The sequence below is a fragment of the Ihubacter massiliensis genome, from assembly GCF_024125305.1.
Classification (GTDB): domain Bacteria; phylum Bacillota; class Clostridia; order Peptostreptococcales; family Anaerovoracaceae; genus Hominibacterium; species Hominibacterium faecale.
This window is the reverse complement of record NZ_JAMXVH010000001.1, coordinates 3,027,336-3,044,189: the sequence shown is the minus strand read 5'-3', so window position 1 is coordinate 3,044,189 and position 16,854 is coordinate 3,027,336. Positions and strand designations below refer to the sequence as shown.

Here is a 16,854-nt window from a genome sequence, read left to right as displayed (position 1 = left end):
GGTTACCTCCCAATGCTGCTCTTGTCAGCAAATCTTGTGTATTTACCCAGCCATGTCACATCCACTGTGCCGGTCGGGCCGCTTCTGTGCTTGGCAACAATAACTTCGCATTCTCCAGGCTTATCGGTATCCTCATTGTAATATTCATCCCGATAAAGGAAAATTACAATATCTGCGTCCTGCTCGATAGAACCGGATTCCCGCAGGTCAGCCAGCATAGGCCTGTGGTTGGGCCGCTGCTCCGGGGCACGTGACAGCTGAGAAAGAACAATGACCGGGCAGTCCAGCTCTCTGGCCAGGAGCTTGAGATTTCTGGAGAGGGCCGAAATTTCCTGCGTTCTGCTGTCCGTTTTTTTACCTTCCAGATTCATTAGCTGGAGATAGTCAATGACGATCAAGTCCAATCCGCTCTCTGCTTTCAAGCGGCGGCATTTGTTCTTCATCTCCATGATGCTGATGCCGGGCGTATCGTCGATATTTATATTTGCTCTGGAAAGAACGTCCAGCGCCATATTGATCTGGTCCCAATCTTTTCTTTCCAGGTTTCCTGTTTTTAAATTCTGCATATCAATACGGGATTCCATAGAGAGCAGTCTCTGTCCAAGCTGCTCTTTGGACATCTCCATACTAAAGATCATCACGCTGGCGTCGCCCTTGATCGCTGCTTGCTGCGCCACACTTAGGGCAAAAGCAGTTTTTCCCATGGCCGGCCTTGCGGCCAGTATGATCAGGTCGGATCTCTGCAGACCGGAAGTCATCTGATCCAGATCGCGAAATCCAGTTGTCAGTCCGGTCAAATTTCCGTCCAGCTGGGAAATTCTGTCGATAATATTGATGTTTTCCAGCAGTACGTCCTTAATATGGGCAAAATCGCTCTTCTGCCCTTTTTGGGCTATTTCAAAGATTCCCTGTTCCGCAAAATCGAGAATCGCATTGGTATCCATATTTTCTTCGTAGCTCTTTTGAACAATATCATCGGCCGTGGATATGAGCCTGCGAAGGGATGCCTTTTGTGAAATGATCTTTGCGTATTCGGCCGCGTTGGATGTGGATGGGACATCTGCCGAAAGTGTTGCTATGTACGCCCTGCCGCCTACCATTTCCAGCGAATTGCGTTTTTTCAATTCTTCGGAAACGGTCAGCGCGTCCACCGGCGCGCTTCGTTTATATAAATCCGTAATTGCTTTAAAAATCTCTTTATGGGTTTCGCTGTAAAAGTCATCCGGCGTCAAAAGCTCTACCACATCGAACAGAGCATCCTTATCCAGCAGTGCCGAACCTAGTACCGAGCGTTCAGCCTCTCCATTATGAGGAGGAATTCTTTCCATGTTTCGTTCCTCTTCTCTTTAGACTGTAACAGTCACTTTCAGCTGAGCGGATACTTCCGGATACAGCTTAATCGGAACAGTAAATGTTCCAGTCTGTTTAATAGGGCTTTCCAGTTCGATTTTTTTCTTGTCGACTTTGATCTTATGCTGGTCCGCCAGCGCCTGGGCGATGTCTTTGGATGTAATGGAGCCGAAAAGTCTGCCGCCTTCGCCGCCTTTTGTCTTGATGGTTACGGAAAGAGCGCTGATTTTTTTAGCTGTTTCTTCGGCAGACGCTTTTTGCTCTGCCTTTTTTTCTGCCGCGATTTCTTTTTGTTTTTTTAAGCTCTTTATATTGCCCTCTGTCGCTTCTTTGGCGATTCCCTTGGGAATCAGCATATTCCTGGCGTAGCCGTCGCTTACTTTTACAACGTCTCCGGCTTTGCCTGTACCTTTTAAATCTTTTTGCAATATTACTATCATTTTATTGTAACCTCCTAATGTGATGAGTTAAAGAAAATCTTTCAGAATTTCTTTTAATTTTTCCAAAGTTTCTTCCGGCGTCATCGTTACCTGAGCACCGGCCGTGTTGAGATGTCCGCCGCCTCCCAGCTGTTCCATGATCAGCTGCACGTTTACATCTCCCAGAGATCGGGCGCTTACCACGGTCTGGCCATGCTCGTTTTGTCCGGCGACAAAGGTCGCCTGGATTCCCTGTACCGTGAGAAGCTCATCGGCTACCTGGGAGTTGACGATTTGGGCGTTGGGGTTCCTTCCTTGACAAACGGACATCGCGATGCCGTCTTCCAAGAACTGAGCATTGGCAATGCACTTTGCCCGAATTTGAAAGCTTTCCAAATCCGCCTGAAAATATTTTTTAACGGTAACCGTATCAGCTCCGCATCTGCGCAGCCATGAGGCCGCCTCAAAGGTACGTACGCCGGTCTTTACAGCAAATCGATTGGTGTCTACGGTGATTCCCGCCAGCAGCGCCTCCGCCTCCATTTTTTTCAGAGACTTTTTATCCCCGGAATACTGGATGATCTCGGTTACCAGCTCGGAAGTGGAGGAAGCATACGGTTCCATGTAGGAAAGAATCATGTTGAGAATCGCTTCCTCGGCCTTACGATGATGGTCTATAACAACAATTTTTTCCAAATCCAGGAGCTCCGGGCATTCCACCAAACTAGGTCTGTGGGTGTCCAAAACTACGATCAGAACGTTCTCGTCGCTAAGGGAAATTGCTTTTTCTGAGTTAATAAAATTATATTCTTCCGTTTCCTTAGCTGCCTGGTAAATAGCGGTGAGAGCTTCATTGTACCCGTTTATCACGATATAGGCTTCTTTTTTTATGTTGGCTGCTATTCGAAAGATGCCCAAAGCAGCGCCGAAGCAGTCCATGTCAGGGTTACGATGACCCATAATAATTACTTTGGATGATTGCTCCATCAGCTGTTTGAGCGCATGGGCGATCACTCGGGATTTCCCTTTGTTACGCTTTTCCACAGTCTGCATCTTTCCGCCGTAATATTCGATGCGCCTTACGTTTTTGACCACCGCCTGGTCGCCTCCGCGGCCAAGAGCGATCTCCAGTGCATCATTGGCATACTGTTCCGTCTCCATTGGATTCTTGCCGGCTACACCGATGCCGATGCTCAAGGTTACGGGAAAGTCCGATTCGGTCTCCAGCTCGCGAATCTCGTCCAAAATCGGAAATTTTGTCTCAACCAGCTTTTCATAACATTTGTACTCGAAGACCATGAAATACAGATGTTCCTTGTATCTGGTAATAGATGCGCTCATCTTCGTTCCCCAGCTCCGAACCACCTTGTCGATCTCCGAAGCCAGCATCATCTGTTTTTCTTCTCCTGTGCTGGAAGTAAGTTCATCGAAGTTATCCACATTGACGATAGCCATACAGCTCCGTTCCTCGTTGTGAAGGGTTTTGAGCATCTCATAGGTGGTGACATCGAAAAAATACATAGCAATACTGGCCAGCTCACCGTCTCCGATAAAAGAAGTCAATATCTTGAAAATTTTATCGTTGCGGGAAATGGTCAGCGATCTGCCCTCCCTGGTTGCTGCTATAATCTCAGCATGCTTGATCCCTGTAAGAGCATATATATCCGCCCCCCGGATGCCGTCATAAATGAACACCTCGTCGATCTTGGAGCTGGCTCTGGATACTTTTCCCTGGGGATTGAGTACGCAAAGAGGCACCGGTGAATATGCGGCAAGTAATTTTTCTATTCGACTTACATACATGTAGTATAATCTCCTATTCCGGTATCATCTAGCTGAGTTTTTCTTTCAATCGGAACATTACGTCCGCGAATCCCAGGAGAAGCAGTGCGATCTTGCCCAGCCCGGTAAAAAGAAAGAAAAGAATGATGATAACAGCGATTGCCTTGGGCGCCCCTTTTTTATGACAGAACATAAAAATTACGGACATGCCTTGAAGGCAGAACACAAAGTTAAACAATGCGTTTATATTGGCATATAGCAGGTCTCCTATTTTTATCCCGGTTTTTGCCAGAATCCAGGATAAAAGGAATATTATCACCCAGCCGATAATAACATTTCTTGGGAGGTCAAATTCGCGAAATCTGGGCATTTTGAGCGCTAACGCGCCGCCCGGTTTTACGATCCTGCTAAGTATCGTATATTCGATATAAGCTGCGATTGCTGTAAAGATACAAATGGTGGACGGCACTAGATCAGCAGCCTGTCCATACACCTGGGTAAAAAACTGTACCCGCTCTGTCTCAGTCGTCTCTTTCCCAAGCAGGTCCCCGAACATCGGGTCCTTTGCCAAGGTTTGGGCCATGTAACGGACGCTTTCCTGGAGCGTATCTAAGATCCCGTTTCCTGTGGCAGAAGCAATAATCATAATAAGAATGGATCCGATAACTCCTGCAAAGATCCCTTCCAGTACCACCCGGTAAGGCGAAAGCCTTTTTCCCATGGCTTGAATCATGATGGGAACAGGCAGAACCAATGCCGCTATGAAAACAAATGTCAAATACATGAAAGGTTCCTTCCTTGCGGCAGTACCGCAATTCAATGGTTGAAGTTTATTATAACACAATTAAACGATCTTGTCTGCCACTAGATGTAGTGCCTGTTTTTTGATAAAATACTGTATATGAAAGGAGGGTAGCGTTTTGAATAAAATGACAATTTGCCTGGTCAGCTGCCTTTTACTGACGTCCACATCTGTTTTTCCTCAGATCACCCCGTCATCCGGCGCCGTTTATCAAGAAGGCTTTTCTTATTGCGAAATTACACCTTTTATTGCTTCCCGAATTGAAGGAAAATCCTACCGGGAAAACCCGGATATTTCGCTGGCTGATCTGCGTTATGTAAGGATCAAATACATTGATTTTGAAGGTAATGAAAAGGACGGCGAGCTGATTGTCAATCGCAGGATCGCCCGCGATACAGTGGAAATCTTTTATCAGCTTTATCGTCACAAGTATCCCCTGCAGGAGGTGTCTTTGATCGATGATTACGGGGCCAGTGACGACCGATCCATGGAAGCCAACAATACCGCGGCCTTTAATTACCGCAAGATTACCGGCAGCACCAGTCTGTCCCGACACGCCTACGGTATGGCCATCGATATCAATCCCCTCATCAATCCATATGTGAAGGGAAAGGCCGTGCTTCCCGCCGGCGGCAACGTTTACGCCCAGCGCAGCGCTGAAAAGTGCACTGGAAAATATGCTTCTTTTATGATCCAGCGAGGAGATTTTATCTATAAGCTTTTTATGGAGCATGGTTTTACCTGGGGCGGTGACTGGAGAAGTGTGAAAGATTATCAGCATTTTGAGAAGGAGTAGGGGCTGGATCTGTTTTGCGCCAGGCTCCAGCGCGTCCTGCAGCCTGGACAGCAAAGCGGCCGGCGTTGGCGGATAGACAAGGGGAACTCAGGGTCAGCGGCGGTGGCGGCAGGTCTTCCACAAGACAAAAGTTAAATCTTATGCCGGGAATCTATTCGAAATAGGAAAAAACAGGCTGCTTGTCCATAGAAAAACAGCCTGTTTTTTATTTTTCAGGGTTTGGAAGATTGTCTTTACTTCCTTAGGGTTCACATAGAACTCTGCCAGGATTATGCGACCCACAGGCTAAGTTCTATTTTTTAGCAGCTCCTCCGCATTTTTATAAAAGACACGCGCTTCTAGTTCTTTGTCTCCACCGCAGGCTTCCTCCACAATTCGAATCGGGGCCGCTTCTTGTCCCCAGGGCCAATCGGTGCCAAAGAGGACCCGACGCTCTCCGAATCTTTTCAGGAACTCCTTCACTACAGAAGATGGCTGGAATGACGTATCTACGTAAAGATTTTTCATATCTGCACCTTCCCATAACTGGTCATAATCAAACGTTCCGCCGCAATGAGCGCCCACGAAATTAATGTTGGGAAACCGGGACACTAATTCTAAAAAGTCCGGATTGGATCCATTTTCAGGCGCATTGCGGTAGCTTTCTTCCGGATGAAAGTAGCAGAAGCTATAAGTATGACAGATAACCGGCTTACCCGTTTCCTCCCAAGCCTTCAGCGCTTCTGCCACCTCAGAGGACAGCAGCTTTTTCCTCTGCAGGATAGGGTGTATTTTCAGGCCCGCCGCACCTTTTTCTGCATCCTGCACAATTTTTTTACTAGCAGCCTTTCCCAAGTCAAAGTCAATACATGTGAAAGGCGTTATTCTCGGATCCAGCTTGGATGCCGCCAATACTTCTTCAAAACCGACATGAGGCAGCACCGGCAAAATCCATATGCCGGTAATTTTGTTTTCATCCATTGACGTTTGCAAGTTCTGCAAAGTGGCTGTATGGTTCCTCGCCTGCTCTTCGTTGAGCGCACTTTCACTAAATACCAAAGGGTCTAAATTCTCAAATTCCTCCGGCATCAGCATATTGTTTGCTTCCAGCTGTTCCAAGTAATTATGATGGTCCCGCTTCCTTACATTTTGCTTAAAAGTAATGTTCTTTCCATAGAGGATATCGCCTAAATGGCCGTGCGAATCGATTATTTTTCTGCCCATTATCTTCTCCTTTCACTGAGGATTTCCGCAACCTGTTCTTTTGGTAATGCAAAGATTTTATTATGTTGGATTCCTTCCATTGTTTCCGCTGCGCAAAGAGCATTCAAAATAGCCTCTTCCACCGCATCAGCAACCGCTTTATAGATAGGATCCATTCTATGATCGCCGAGAATTTGCGCTACAGCTTCGGTATGGGTGAAAGCATTTTCGTTGGCTGTGGAAAAGGCCACAAAGATGTCCCCTGACCCATTTTCATAGCCGGAACCCAGCTTGCCGATTCCAATGGGAACCCGCTTGCACATCTTTGATAGCTGAATGGGATTGACGGGAGCGTCCGTGGCAAGTACGACGATGATTGATCCCGTGCCCGGTTTGGCCATTGCCATGTTGTAAACCGGGTCAGCGCCGGTAAGTTTTTCGCCCATGGGAATTCCATTTATTGTGAACCATTTTCGCGCGCCGTGATTGGCCTGCACTAGAACACCCACCGTATATCCGCCGTCTTCCCGGCTTAACTTTCTGGATGAAGTGCCGGTACCGCCTTTAAATTCATGGCAGACCATGCCGGTGCCTCCTCCCACGTTACCTTCTTCGATAAAGCCTCCGTGGGCGTTTTCCAATGCTTCCATGACGTGATGCTCTTTTACATGAAATCCATTGGTATCATTGAGTATGCCGTCATAGGTCTCTCCCACTACCGGATAAAAATATCCGCTGCCTTCTATTTCATTACCCTGGAAAACCAGCGGATGATAAAATTTATTTTCCAGCATCCACTTTGTCACCGAATCCCGGACAATGCCCACGCTATTCGTATTGGTGATCATAATCGGGCCGTGTATAAATCCAGAATCATCCATCCAATGGGTTCCGGTCAGCTCCCCATTTCCATTCAAATCATGCCGTCCTGCATATACGACACTTCTCTGTCTGCCTCTGGGTAAAATCGCCGTTACCCCAGTTCGGGCAAAATTAGATCCCATGCCACTGTAATCCTCAGGTTCTCCTTTTATAATTGTGCTATAACCCACCATGACACCATCCACGTCGGTTATGGCATTGTATGTACCGGTTTCTCCGTCCAAGCTGATTCCCAGTTCCCTTGCTCTTTTTTTCATAATAATCTCCTTTTTTATTAACGTCTGATTAGTTTTTCAAACCCCGCTTCACTATGGGGTTTACCTGTTTTCTTTTGCTCTAAGGCACGCTTAAGTGCTTGGTGGCGCGCTTTGGTCACCGGATAAACGATGGCCAGCAGTCCGGCACAGACGCCCAGAATTCCTGGAAGAAGGGTATTGGCGGAAATGATTGTTTCTGCCGCTTTTGCCTCCTGTCCGGCAACATCGTATCCTCCAAATTGTAAAAACACGCCCAGCAGCTGCATAGAAACGGCAGTTCCACATTTTTGAATCAAATCCATCAACCCGGCCATAGCACCGATCCGCTCTTCTCCATTAACATATTCGTCTAGTTCGCTCAAATCATACATGAGTGAAAAGTAAACAGTAAAAAAGGTTGTATTGCCAAAGGTAAAGAAAAATGCCATGGCGATGGCCCATTCAAAAGATTTTACTCCGATGATGCCGAACAGACAGAGGACAGTTCCGCTGAAAAGCATCGCGCAGCAATAGACATGTTTTTTATCAAACTTTTTCCCCAGTCCATTGATGACCGGCGCCCAAAGCACGGAAAATAGTCCGATGCACGTGAAATAGAGGGACTGCTGTCCTGCTGTAACCTGAAAATTAGTTGTCAGCATATAGACTGCGCCGCCGCTGGCAGCCGCCGCAGCCATCGCCCAGAAAAAAACGGTGATTCCCAAAAATCTGACCGGCCTCAGCTTTAAGACCTCCAGATAAGATAAAAAGAAATTCTTTCTTTTCTCTTTCTCTCCTTGTGCCGGGCTGGGATTGGCGGCCTCTTTTCCTTTTGTACATAGGAGGCAGATTGACATTCCTAATATGATCAGAATTCCAAAGACAGTACCAACGGTCCTCCACCCCTGAACTGGACTGCTATCCAAAGTTTCCTCTACAAAAGCTACGATCATCGGGGGCAGAGCTAAGGCCAGAATCATGGTAGCGTAGCCGACCGCGCTTCCCCAGGCCCTAACACTGGTCCTTTCTTCAAAGTCATCCGTTAATTCTCCGCCCAAAGCGAAAAATGGGATTACATAGGTCGTATAGCAGGTATAATAGGCCATCGCAATCACCATAAAATAAAGTACCTTTATATTTGAGGGCAAAGGTAAATCGCTGAAGATTAAATACATACAAATCCCATACGGGAAAACGGCTTTTGCCATAAACGATCTGCGCCTGCCCATTCTGCTCTTACTATTATCAGACAAATAACCGATAAACGGATCCAGTACACCATTCCAAAGTACTGCGATTGAAGAGACCATTCCTGCCTTGACCGGCGCCACGCCGGCAATATCGGTAAGAAAAAACAGAAAGTAAAAGTTAAAGATATTAAGGGGTATGGCGTCGCCAAAAGCTCCTATGGCATATCCCAGCTTAGTTCCGACAGATAATTTTTTTTCTGTCATAAAATTACTCCTTTCCTATTCCATCAGTTCAATAGGCTTTGGTTTGTACAAACACTATCTATTTATACAGCAAGGATTATGCCATCTAAAAACTATAAATATTGCCGAAAACCCACCTTTTTTTATGAAAATTCAAACTTTTTAGGCATTAAAACAAAGGAGCGTCTAATTCTTTTGACACTCCTTCCTCCTTTATTTTCGGCATTCTTCATAAAAACGTCTAACTTTTTAGACACTGTAAAGGTTTTTAGACACTTTTGCTGCTATGGGCCAGCTTGTTATATAAGGTTGCCCGGGAAATTTTTAATAATTCCGCTGCTTTCTGCTTGTTTCCTCCGCATAAGTCCAGGGCCTTTTCAATCACCTCTAGTTCAGCCAGTTCTCTGGCTTTTTCCAAAGGGTTTTTTTCTGTAAAAATGGTGCTTTTCATTTCCCCATATAAGCTTTCTGAAACGAAATCGCCCAAATCGCCGGCTTCGATCTGTTTACCCACACAGAGGTTCATTGCCCGTTCAATCAAGTTTTTTAATTCCCTGACATTTCCCGGCCAATTATAGCAATAGAAATATTTCATCACTTGGGGAGAAACACATTCCACCTTTTTGTCCAGCAAAGCGTTCATTTCCTGGATGCTTTGTTCTACAAACAGAGGGATGTCTTCTTTTCGCTCTCGCAGCGGAGGAATGGTCACTCGCATAATATTCAAACGGTAATAGAGATCCTCTCTAAATTTTCCTTCCTTCACAAGCAGCGCTAAGTTTTTATTGGATGCAGCAATAATCCGCACATCCATTTTTTTTGTTCTTCCTCCGATCCGGCAAAATTCTTTTTCCTGAAGCACACGCAGCAGCTTAGGCTGGATGTGGTAAGGCAGCTGATCCACTTCATCCAAAAAGAGCGCCCCTTTCTCGGCCAGCTCCAGTTTGCCAGGTCTTCCGCCCGGTTGTGCACCGGTGAAGGCCCCTCCTTCGTAGCCGAACAGCTCTGATTCAAAAAGGCTTTCCGGTATGGCCGCGCAGTTGATTTCAATGAACGGATAATTCATTCGCTTGCTCAGATTATGGATAGAATGTGCGACAAGCTCTTTTCCGCAGCCTGTTTCAGCTTCGATCAGGACCGTCGAATCGGTTTCGGACATCCTGACTAGTTTACTTTTTAGTTCTCGAATCGGTACGCTGTCTCCGATTATATCAGCAAGGGAATATTTCTTGTGCGCTTTTTTTCTTTTTTTGCCGGAAATAATTCGTTTGATTCGATCGGAAAAGTCCAAAAGTCCATCAGCTGATAGAGCCTCCAGTTTATTAAAAAACAGGTCGACTTCTTGAGCGGTACTGAATAAATCAAAGTCCACAACGCCAATCATTTTTTTGCCCTCATACAGCGCTTTCATTCTGGCAATATTGATACCGCTCATTCCCAGGTAAACAGCCAGCTCCTCGTTTTTTTCCGATTCCAGAAAATCTATTAATTTGCTGGCGGGGTATATTTCCCTTATGTTTTTTCCAAGGATCTCTTTAGAGAAATTTTCGCCTTCTGTTTGGGTTATTTTTTCCTTCAATTCCTTTGCCATATATCGTATGGTTCCATCTTTGTCCACAACCACCAACCCACTAATATGATCCAGAATTCTTTTGCATTCTTCAAGCGTAAGCTGAAAATCGCTGCTCTTCCTATTCATCTCCAGGTCCTCCTGTTGATCTCTACCTGTTTTTTATTTGTTGCAATTAGTTATACCCAGGCAGTACGGGAAGATTTCCCACTACCTGTTTTTAAATTTTTGCCTAAGTATATTCAAAATCCGGATCGGCGCTGTGCTTGTCGTCTCTAATCTTGAATTCGTTCAAATACGCCAAGCTTATGATTATATAAATAGCCCCGATAGTCAAAAGAATCATAATTTTCTTTTCCGCCGCAATTTCCCAAAATAATCAAGTATTCTTCTTTGGCAGCATCTACGGAATCTTTAAAGCATTTTATATCTTTCATGCATCTGGCAGCACACTCCAATTTATTTGAATCGCTTTGTTCTCCTTTATCCCGCTGATCATACCTATTATAAGAAATTACCACTTTCAAAGGGCAGCGTATATGTAGCAGCTTGACCAGTTCATTGATCCAATCCGCATCATTATTTTCATGTTCAACTGCAATTTCCAAATCCCATCGGTATAAATTTAAATTTGTTTTTTTTATTCCGGTTTCCCATTTTTTATATCCGATTACGTCAATTCTATAGTATTCCAGTTCTGGAGTCAGTCCATTTTTTTTGATAATATAGGGGACAAGCTTTCCATTAATTAATTTGGTAAAATTTACATTGTTGCTATAGGCCTCCAACACTGTTTCACATTCATTTACTGCCTTTTGGAACTGTCTGAAAAATTCTTTTCCGTTCATAATCTTCTCCTTTCTTCTACATATAGTTAGCTAATAGTTTTGTTATAAAACTCTTGCATCATATCTTCAAACCGACAGGCCCCGGATCCCAGAAAACCGCCTGTAAAAAACGGCACCTTTTTCACAAGGCTGCAAATTTACGAAACCTCTTCAAAGTAGAAAGCGGCCAGCGCAGCTTATTAGCAAATTTGTAAGCGCTTGGCCATTGAAACCTGCGTAATAATTTAAACTTTTTTTACCAAAACCTATTCGAAATGGCCAAAAACAGACCACATGTCCATAGAAAATCGGCCTCTTTTTTATAATTTGGCTTTACATCTTTATTCGTTTGCGCTAAAACTACAGCTTACCCAGTATAAGTTTGCGCTGATATGGCTGCTGTCGTCTAATTTTTTTCAAAAAACGCCTATTTCTTACAATAAAAGTAAAATTTTATATGGACATTGCCTTCAAATTGCCCCATTTCGAATAGAAATGAAGAAAATTTTTGTTTTCGGGGCCATGAAAGCAAAATTTCCCATTTTTACCGCCCCGGGGACCGGGGCCCCGGCGGCCGGATCATTCAAAGTCCTCTCGCGCCAACTAAAAAAACGGAACCAGCTGTCTTATTCTGCTGATTCCGCTCTCTTGTTCTTCTTAGTCTGCTGTATAAGGCAGCAGTGCAACGATTCTTGCTCTCTTGATCGCTCTTGTTACTTCTCTCTGGTGTACTGCGCAAGTTCCGGTGATTCTCTTAGGAAGAATCTTACCTCTTTCCGTTACATATTTTTTCAGTTTTTCAACGTCTTTGTAATCTATGGTTTCTGTCTTGTCCGCACAGAACTGGCATACTTTTTTTCTTCTCATGCCGCCGCGTCTTCTATCCATGACATTATCTCCTTTCTCTTAGAATGGGATGTCCTCATCCTCGATGGCCTGGAATCCCTCTGGAATCCCCATGTCATCCTTCTGCGGAGATGAGGCCTGCTGTTGTGCCGGCCGATCGCTTCTTTCGTTCCGATCTCCCCAGTCTAAAAATTCTACGTTATTAGCAACTACTTCCGTGGTATACACAGTCGCCCCATCTTTGTTGGTATATTTTCCTGTCTGTATGCGTCCCTGTATTCCTACAAGTCTGCCTTTTCTCAGGAAACGTTCGCAGTTTTCCGCCTGTTTTCCAAATACAACCACATTGGGAAAATCGGCCTGCTTTTCGCCTCCGGCTCTTACCGGACGGTCGATGGCTACGCTGAATCTGGCAACCGCCATCTGCGTTTCGGAAGTATATCTTACTTCAGGGTCTCTTGTTAATCTGCCGATCAGTACTACATTATTCATACCCGCACCCCTTTATTTCTCATCTTTGTTAATGATCATGTGTCTCATTACATTATCTGAGATTTTCAGTCTTCTGTCTAATTCTTTAGGCAGATTTTCACTTGCTTTAAATTCTACGACTACGTAGTATCCGTCATTTTTCTTCTGAATCGGATATGCAAGTTTTTTCATTCCCCATACGTCTGTTTTGGTGACTTCGCCATCCGCGCTGATGATCTGCTGAACAGTCTCAACGGTAGCATTCTTTTTCTCGTCCTCCAAAACTGGATCGATAATGAACATAACTTCATAATTTGTCATTCGTTTCACCTCCCTGTGGACTAAATGGCGCCCGCCTTCTGCCGGCGCAGAGAGCATTAAAAATTTCAATGCCTTTCTATTATACACTACTTTGTGCAAAAATCAAGAAAAATCTTTACACCGGAATAATCAATCCGCCCATGATGATTTCCATCATTTCCTCAGTCAGCTCCATATCCCAGCTGTAATTATCGTTTTTCGTCAGCTTAACGGTAAGCGTCTGCGGCTCACCGAGCGCGGCCTGGCTGGCCTTTTCCACCTGCTTTGCGAAAATACTCAAGCACTTTTTGTTTAGACTCTTTTTACTGTTCTTTCCCGTGTAAAGATTATCCTCCATATAGGAATAGGCTTCCTTATTATAATCTTTCAGAACACCGCTGAAATCCGAATTGCAGACCTGGACCTGGGCCGTGGCTGCGGTTTCGGCCTGGTTTTTTTCTACAGAATCAATTTTATAAGTAAAGTTTTTAAAAAGGCTGTTGTAGATCAGATCCAAATCCTCTTTGTTTCCGGCGCTGTGGAGGAGCATGTTGATATCTTCATTTTGCGTATACAAAATCAGCGTGTCCGTATCCTTTTTCTTTAAACCTTCAAAAAATGCTTCTGTCACCTGCTCCGGCTCGGTGATTGTCAGGGTCTGGGTAAAATCTTTCATGCTGCATCCCCAAAGCCCGCTGGCCGCGGCAAGGATCATAACGATTGCGATTATCTTTTTCATACCTGAATTCTCCATACATTTTTTCCATTATATCATGTATGGCGCCAGTTGGCATGTTTTCCCGTCATATTTTGTTGCCTGCTGGGAAGGATTTATCGCTGCACCCGCCCGCTGCCGTCGCCGGCCGCCAGCGCATTCACTTCTTCAACGCTCACCCTGTTAAAATCACCCTCCACAGAATGTTTGAGACAAGACGCCGCCGCAGCGAATTCCAGGGCATCTTTCAGGGACATGTTTTTATACAGCCCATAAATCAGTCCTGCTGCGAAGCTGTCTCCCCCGCCAACCCGGTCGACGATATGAATCTCATACTCCTTTGAAAAGAAACATTGGCTGCCGTCGCTGATCATGGCGGCCCATCGGTTATCATTGGCCGACAAGCTGGTTCTCAATGTGATCGCAGCGTATTTAAAGCCAAACCGCTCAATCAGCTGACTTGCAACAGAACAATAACCTTCATGATTGAGTTTTCCCCCGTTCACATCACTATCCTCGGCCTGTATGCCGAAAATCTTTTCCGCATCCTCTTCATTGGCAATGCAGATATCCACATAGTCCATCAGTGGTTCCATAATACGCTGCGCTTCCTGAGAGGACCAGAGTTTTTTCCTGAAGTTGAGATCGCAGCTGATCGTCATATCCCGCTTCTTGGCTTCCCGGCAGGCTTCTTTTACCAGCACTGCGGTATTCTCGCTCAGGGCCGGCGTAATTCCGGTAAAATGAAACCATTTCGCCCCATCAAAAATGGCCGGCCAGTCAAAATCTCCCGAAACCGCCTGGGCAATGGAGGATCCGGCTCTGTCGTAGATAACTTTGGAAGGCCTCTGGGATGCTCCTGTTTCCAAATAATAGATTCCGACCCGATCCCCTCCCCGGACAATGCTGCCGGTATCCACTCCGAAAGAATTCAAGCTGCGGATGGCTGCCGCTCCAATCTCGTGGGGAGGCAGCTTGCTGACAAAAGCAGTGTCCACTCCAAAATTGGAAAGGGATACGGCAACATTTGCTTCCCCGCCGCCAAAAGTCGCTTCCATACGGTCATTCTGAAAAAAGCGCAGATAGCCTTCTGGTTTCAGCCGCAGCATAATTTCTCCAAACGTAATAATTTCCGCCATCTTCTTACCTCCTAATCTCCTTTACAAGTTTCATCGCCTTCCGGCACCTCTTTGTCACTTCTTCCCATCGATCCTGCTCTAATAAATCCGCTTTCACCATAAACGTGCCGCCGCAGGCAGCTATCGCAGGGCTGGACAGATATTCCCCCAAATTATCCATGGAGATCCCGCCGGTAGGCATGAATTTCACTTGCTGATAAGGACCGGCCAGGGCGTTTATGGTTTTGACCCCGCCGAACTGCTCTGCCGGAAAAAATTTCAGGACGGTCAGCCCCATCTCCATGGCCCGCTCAATCTCCGTAGGCGTAACACATCCGGGGAATACAGGAATGTCCCGATTCAAGCAAAACTCCACCACCTTTGCATTGAAACCCGGGCTGACGATAAACCGGGCCCCGGCATCTTTCGCCCTTTGGGCCTGCTCTACGGTAAGAACGGTACCGGCTCCCACCATTAGATGATCACACTGCACGCCCATGGTTTCGATAACTTTTTCCGCCCCTTGAGCGCGGAATGTAACTTCCGCGGCCTCCATTTCCCCATCTGCCAGCGCCTTTGCCAGCATCGCAGCCTTATTTGTCTGATCCAGCCGGATGACAGGAATAATTCCTGCCCGGAAAAAAGTCTGTACAACGCTCTGGTATTGTTTGCTCATAATGTCACTCCTTGTTTAAAAATCGCGATATCCCGGTAACCCCTGTTCTCGCTTTTCGTTCGATCCCCGCTGGCTGTTTCTATAACACAGCGGTAAAAATTTTCAACAATCTTTTCCCGGTCCCCTTCATCCGCCATAAAGCCCCCATCGAAATCGAACCAGTTGTTCTTTTTTTCATAAATGACATGGTTGGAAGCGATCTTAACGGTAGGAACCAGGCTTCCGAAAGGCGTTCCCCTGCCTGTGGTAAAAAGAATCAAATGAGCGCCGGACAGGGCCAGGGCCGTGGAAGCCACCAGATCGTTTCCAGGGGAGGAAAGCAAATTCAGACCGGGAACCTTTACCGGTTCTCCATACTGTAAGACATCATTGACAAGGGAGCTGCCGCCCTTTTGCACGCAGCCCAGCGATTTATCTTCCAAAGTGGTAATGCCCCCCGCTTTATTTCCCGGGGAAGGATTTTCATAAATCACCTGTCCGTGGCGTCTGAAATAGTCCTTAAACTGATTGATGAGTCCGACTGTTTTAGCGAAGGTCTCTTCATCTCTGCACCTGTTCATCAACAGTCTTTCCGCTCCGAACATCTCCGGAACTTCCGTCAGGATTACGCTGCCGCCCTGGCCGCACAAGCGGTCGGAAAACCTGCCCACTAATGGGTTTGCCGTTATACCGGAAAGGCCGTCGGAGCCGCCGCATTTCAGGCCGACCACCAGCCGGCTCACCGGAACCGGCTCACGCCGGAAGCTTTTCGCATAATCGATCAGATCGCGTACCAATAAAGCGCCGTCTTCAAGTTCATCCTCCGTATCCTGGCATTGGAGAAATTTTATCCGCTCCAATGAAGCCGGCTGACCTGGCAAATAGTCCTTTAAAACGTCCAAGTTGCAATTTTCGCAGCCCAGCCCCAAGAGCAGAACGCCTCCGGCGTTGGGATGACCGGCCAGAGCGGCCAATGCCCTGCGGGTATTTTCTTGATCCTCGCCCATCTGTGAACAGCCATAAGGATGGGTGATGGCATAAACCCCGTCAACCTTTCCCCGTGCGTATTCCTTCGCTTTCTCAGCAAGCTCCTGGGCAACGGAATTCACACAGCCCACAGTGGCAATAATCCAAACCTCATTTCGCACCGCGCACCTGCCGTCTTCCCGCACATATCCGCTGAAAAAAGAAGCTTTCGATCCTCTTAGTTCTTGAGTTTTCAAGGCTTTACGGTATTGATAATCTTCTGTATCGCCTAATAGCGTTTTTACGTTGTGGGTATGGACCCATTGGCCCTCTTGAATGTCTTTCTCAGCCCGCCCGATGGGGCAGCCGTATTTGATAATGGTCTCCCCCTTGGAAATTTTTTTTAAAGCGAATTTATGACCCTGGGGTATCTTCTCTTTTTTCACCAGATCGTTCAAGGCGACCGCCACGTTATCCTTCTCGTTTATTTTAATCCAGTCCATC

At 46.1% G+C, this 16,854-nt stretch carries 17 protein-coding genes; 1 reads left to right on the top strand and 16 read right to left on the bottom strand.

Annotation, left to right across the window (positions count from 1 at the left end):
• Positions 1 to 2: 2 nt before the first annotated feature.
• From dnaB to NIA71_RS14115, 4 genes are read right to left on the bottom strand one after another with little or no spacing between them, the layout of a single operon-like run.
• Positions 3 to 1,328 (bottom strand): replicative DNA helicase, encoded by a 1,326-nt coding sequence (gene dnaB / locus NIA71_RS14130; RefSeq protein WP_148397135.1) that lies wholly within the window; start codon positions 1,326 to 1,328, stop codon positions 3 to 5.
• An 18-nt stretch (positions 1,329 to 1,346) separates the two neighbouring features.
• The gene (gene rplI, locus NIA71_RS14125; protein ID WP_148397136.1) at positions 1,347 to 1,790 is read right to left on the bottom strand and encodes a 50S ribosomal protein L9; all 444 of its coding nucleotides are present in this window, start codon (positions 1,788 to 1,790) and stop codon (positions 1,347 to 1,349) included.
• A gap of 27 nt (positions 1,791 to 1,817) precedes the next feature.
• Positions 1,818 to 3,572 (bottom strand): DHH family phosphoesterase, encoded by a 1,755-nt coding sequence (locus NIA71_RS14120; RefSeq protein ID WP_253020737.1) that lies wholly within the window; start codon positions 3,570 to 3,572, stop codon positions 1,818 to 1,820.
• 28 nt (positions 3,573 to 3,600) lie between these two features.
• Positions 3,601 to 4,335 carry a DUF2232 domain-containing protein gene (locus NIA71_RS14115; RefSeq protein ID WP_253020736.1) on the bottom strand — a complete coding sequence of 245 codons (735 nt, stop codon included), beginning with the start codon at positions 4,333 to 4,335 and terminating at the stop codon, positions 3,601 to 3,603.
• A 145-nt stretch (positions 4,336 to 4,480) separates the two neighbouring features.
• On the opposite strand from NIA71_RS14115, the gene NIA71_RS14110 reads away from it, so the two are divergent.
• Positions 4,481 to 5,149, top strand: coding sequence for a M15 family metallopeptidase (locus NIA71_RS14110; protein ID WP_253021316.1), 669 nt, complete (start codon positions 4,481 to 4,483; stop codon positions 5,147 to 5,149).
• Between the two features lie 285 nt (positions 5,150 to 5,434).
• Here NIA71_RS14110 and NIA71_RS14105 read toward each other — a convergent pair whose 3' ends face one another.
• The 12 genes from NIA71_RS14105 to NIA71_RS14050 form a co-directional block, all read right to left on the bottom strand.
• Complete coding sequence (locus NIA71_RS14105) at positions 5,435 to 6,352, bottom strand: amidohydrolase family protein (protein WP_253020735.1); 918 nt, start codon at positions 6,350 to 6,352, stop codon at positions 5,435 to 5,437.
• Positions 6,352 to 7,470 carry a P1 family peptidase gene (locus NIA71_RS14100; RefSeq protein ID WP_148397141.1) on the bottom strand — a complete coding sequence of 373 codons (1,119 nt, stop codon included), beginning with the start codon at positions 7,468 to 7,470 and terminating at the stop codon, positions 6,352 to 6,354. The genes NIA71_RS14105 and NIA71_RS14100 overlap by 1 nt, the downstream gene beginning before the upstream one ends.
• A gap of 17 nt (positions 7,471 to 7,487) precedes the next feature.
• Positions 7,488 to 8,903 (bottom strand): MFS transporter, encoded by a 1,416-nt coding sequence (locus tag NIA71_RS14095; protein WP_148397142.1) that lies wholly within the window; start codon positions 8,901 to 8,903, stop codon positions 7,488 to 7,490.
• 247 nt (positions 8,904 to 9,150) lie between these two features.
• The gene (locus tag NIA71_RS14090; RefSeq protein ID WP_148397143.1) at positions 9,151 to 10,581 is read right to left on the bottom strand and encodes a sigma-54 interaction domain-containing protein; all 1,431 of its coding nucleotides are present in this window, start codon (positions 10,579 to 10,581) and stop codon (positions 9,151 to 9,153) included.
• A 146-nt stretch (positions 10,582 to 10,727) separates the two neighbouring features.
• Positions 10,728 to 11,300, bottom strand: coding sequence for a hypothetical protein (locus NIA71_RS14085; protein WP_253020734.1), 573 nt, complete (start codon positions 11,298 to 11,300; stop codon positions 10,728 to 10,730).
• Positions 11,301 to 11,936: 636 nt separating this feature from the next.
• Complete coding sequence (gene rpsR / locus NIA71_RS14080; protein ID WP_148397144.1) at positions 11,937 to 12,167, bottom strand: 30S ribosomal protein S18; 231 nt, start codon at positions 12,165 to 12,167, stop codon at positions 11,937 to 11,939.
• A gap of 18 nt (positions 12,168 to 12,185) precedes the next feature.
• Positions 12,186 to 12,617 carry a single-stranded DNA-binding protein gene (locus NIA71_RS14075; RefSeq protein WP_148397145.1) on the bottom strand — a complete coding sequence of 144 codons (432 nt, stop codon included), beginning with the start codon at positions 12,615 to 12,617 and terminating at the stop codon, positions 12,186 to 12,188.
• A gap of 12 nt (positions 12,618 to 12,629) precedes the next feature.
• Positions 12,630 to 12,917: a 30S ribosomal protein S6 gene (rpsF, locus tag NIA71_RS14070; RefSeq protein WP_148397146.1), complete on the bottom strand. Its 288-nt coding sequence runs from the start codon at positions 12,915 to 12,917 to the stop codon at positions 12,630 to 12,632.
• A 115-nt stretch (positions 12,918 to 13,032) separates the two neighbouring features.
• The gene (locus NIA71_RS14065) at positions 13,033 to 13,635 is read right to left on the bottom strand and encodes a hypothetical protein (RefSeq protein ID WP_253020733.1); all 603 of its coding nucleotides are present in this window, start codon (positions 13,633 to 13,635) and stop codon (positions 13,033 to 13,035) included.
• 92 nt (positions 13,636 to 13,727) lie between these two features.
• Positions 13,728 to 14,750 (bottom strand): sugar kinase, encoded by a 1,023-nt coding sequence (locus NIA71_RS14060; RefSeq protein WP_253020732.1) that lies wholly within the window; start codon positions 14,748 to 14,750, stop codon positions 13,728 to 13,730.
• 4 nt (positions 14,751 to 14,754) lie between these two features.
• Positions 14,755 to 15,405: a bifunctional 4-hydroxy-2-oxoglutarate aldolase/2-dehydro-3-deoxy-phosphogluconate aldolase gene (locus tag NIA71_RS14055; RefSeq protein ID WP_253020731.1), complete on the bottom strand. Its 651-nt coding sequence runs from the start codon at positions 15,403 to 15,405 to the stop codon at positions 14,755 to 14,757.
• On the bottom strand, positions 15,402 to 16,853 hold the full coding sequence (locus NIA71_RS14050; protein WP_253020730.1) for a UxaA family hydrolase: 1,452 nt from the start codon (positions 16,851 to 16,853) through the stop codon (positions 15,402 to 15,404). The genes NIA71_RS14055 and NIA71_RS14050 overlap by 4 nt, the downstream gene beginning before the upstream one ends.
• Position 16,854: the final 1 nt, after the last annotated feature.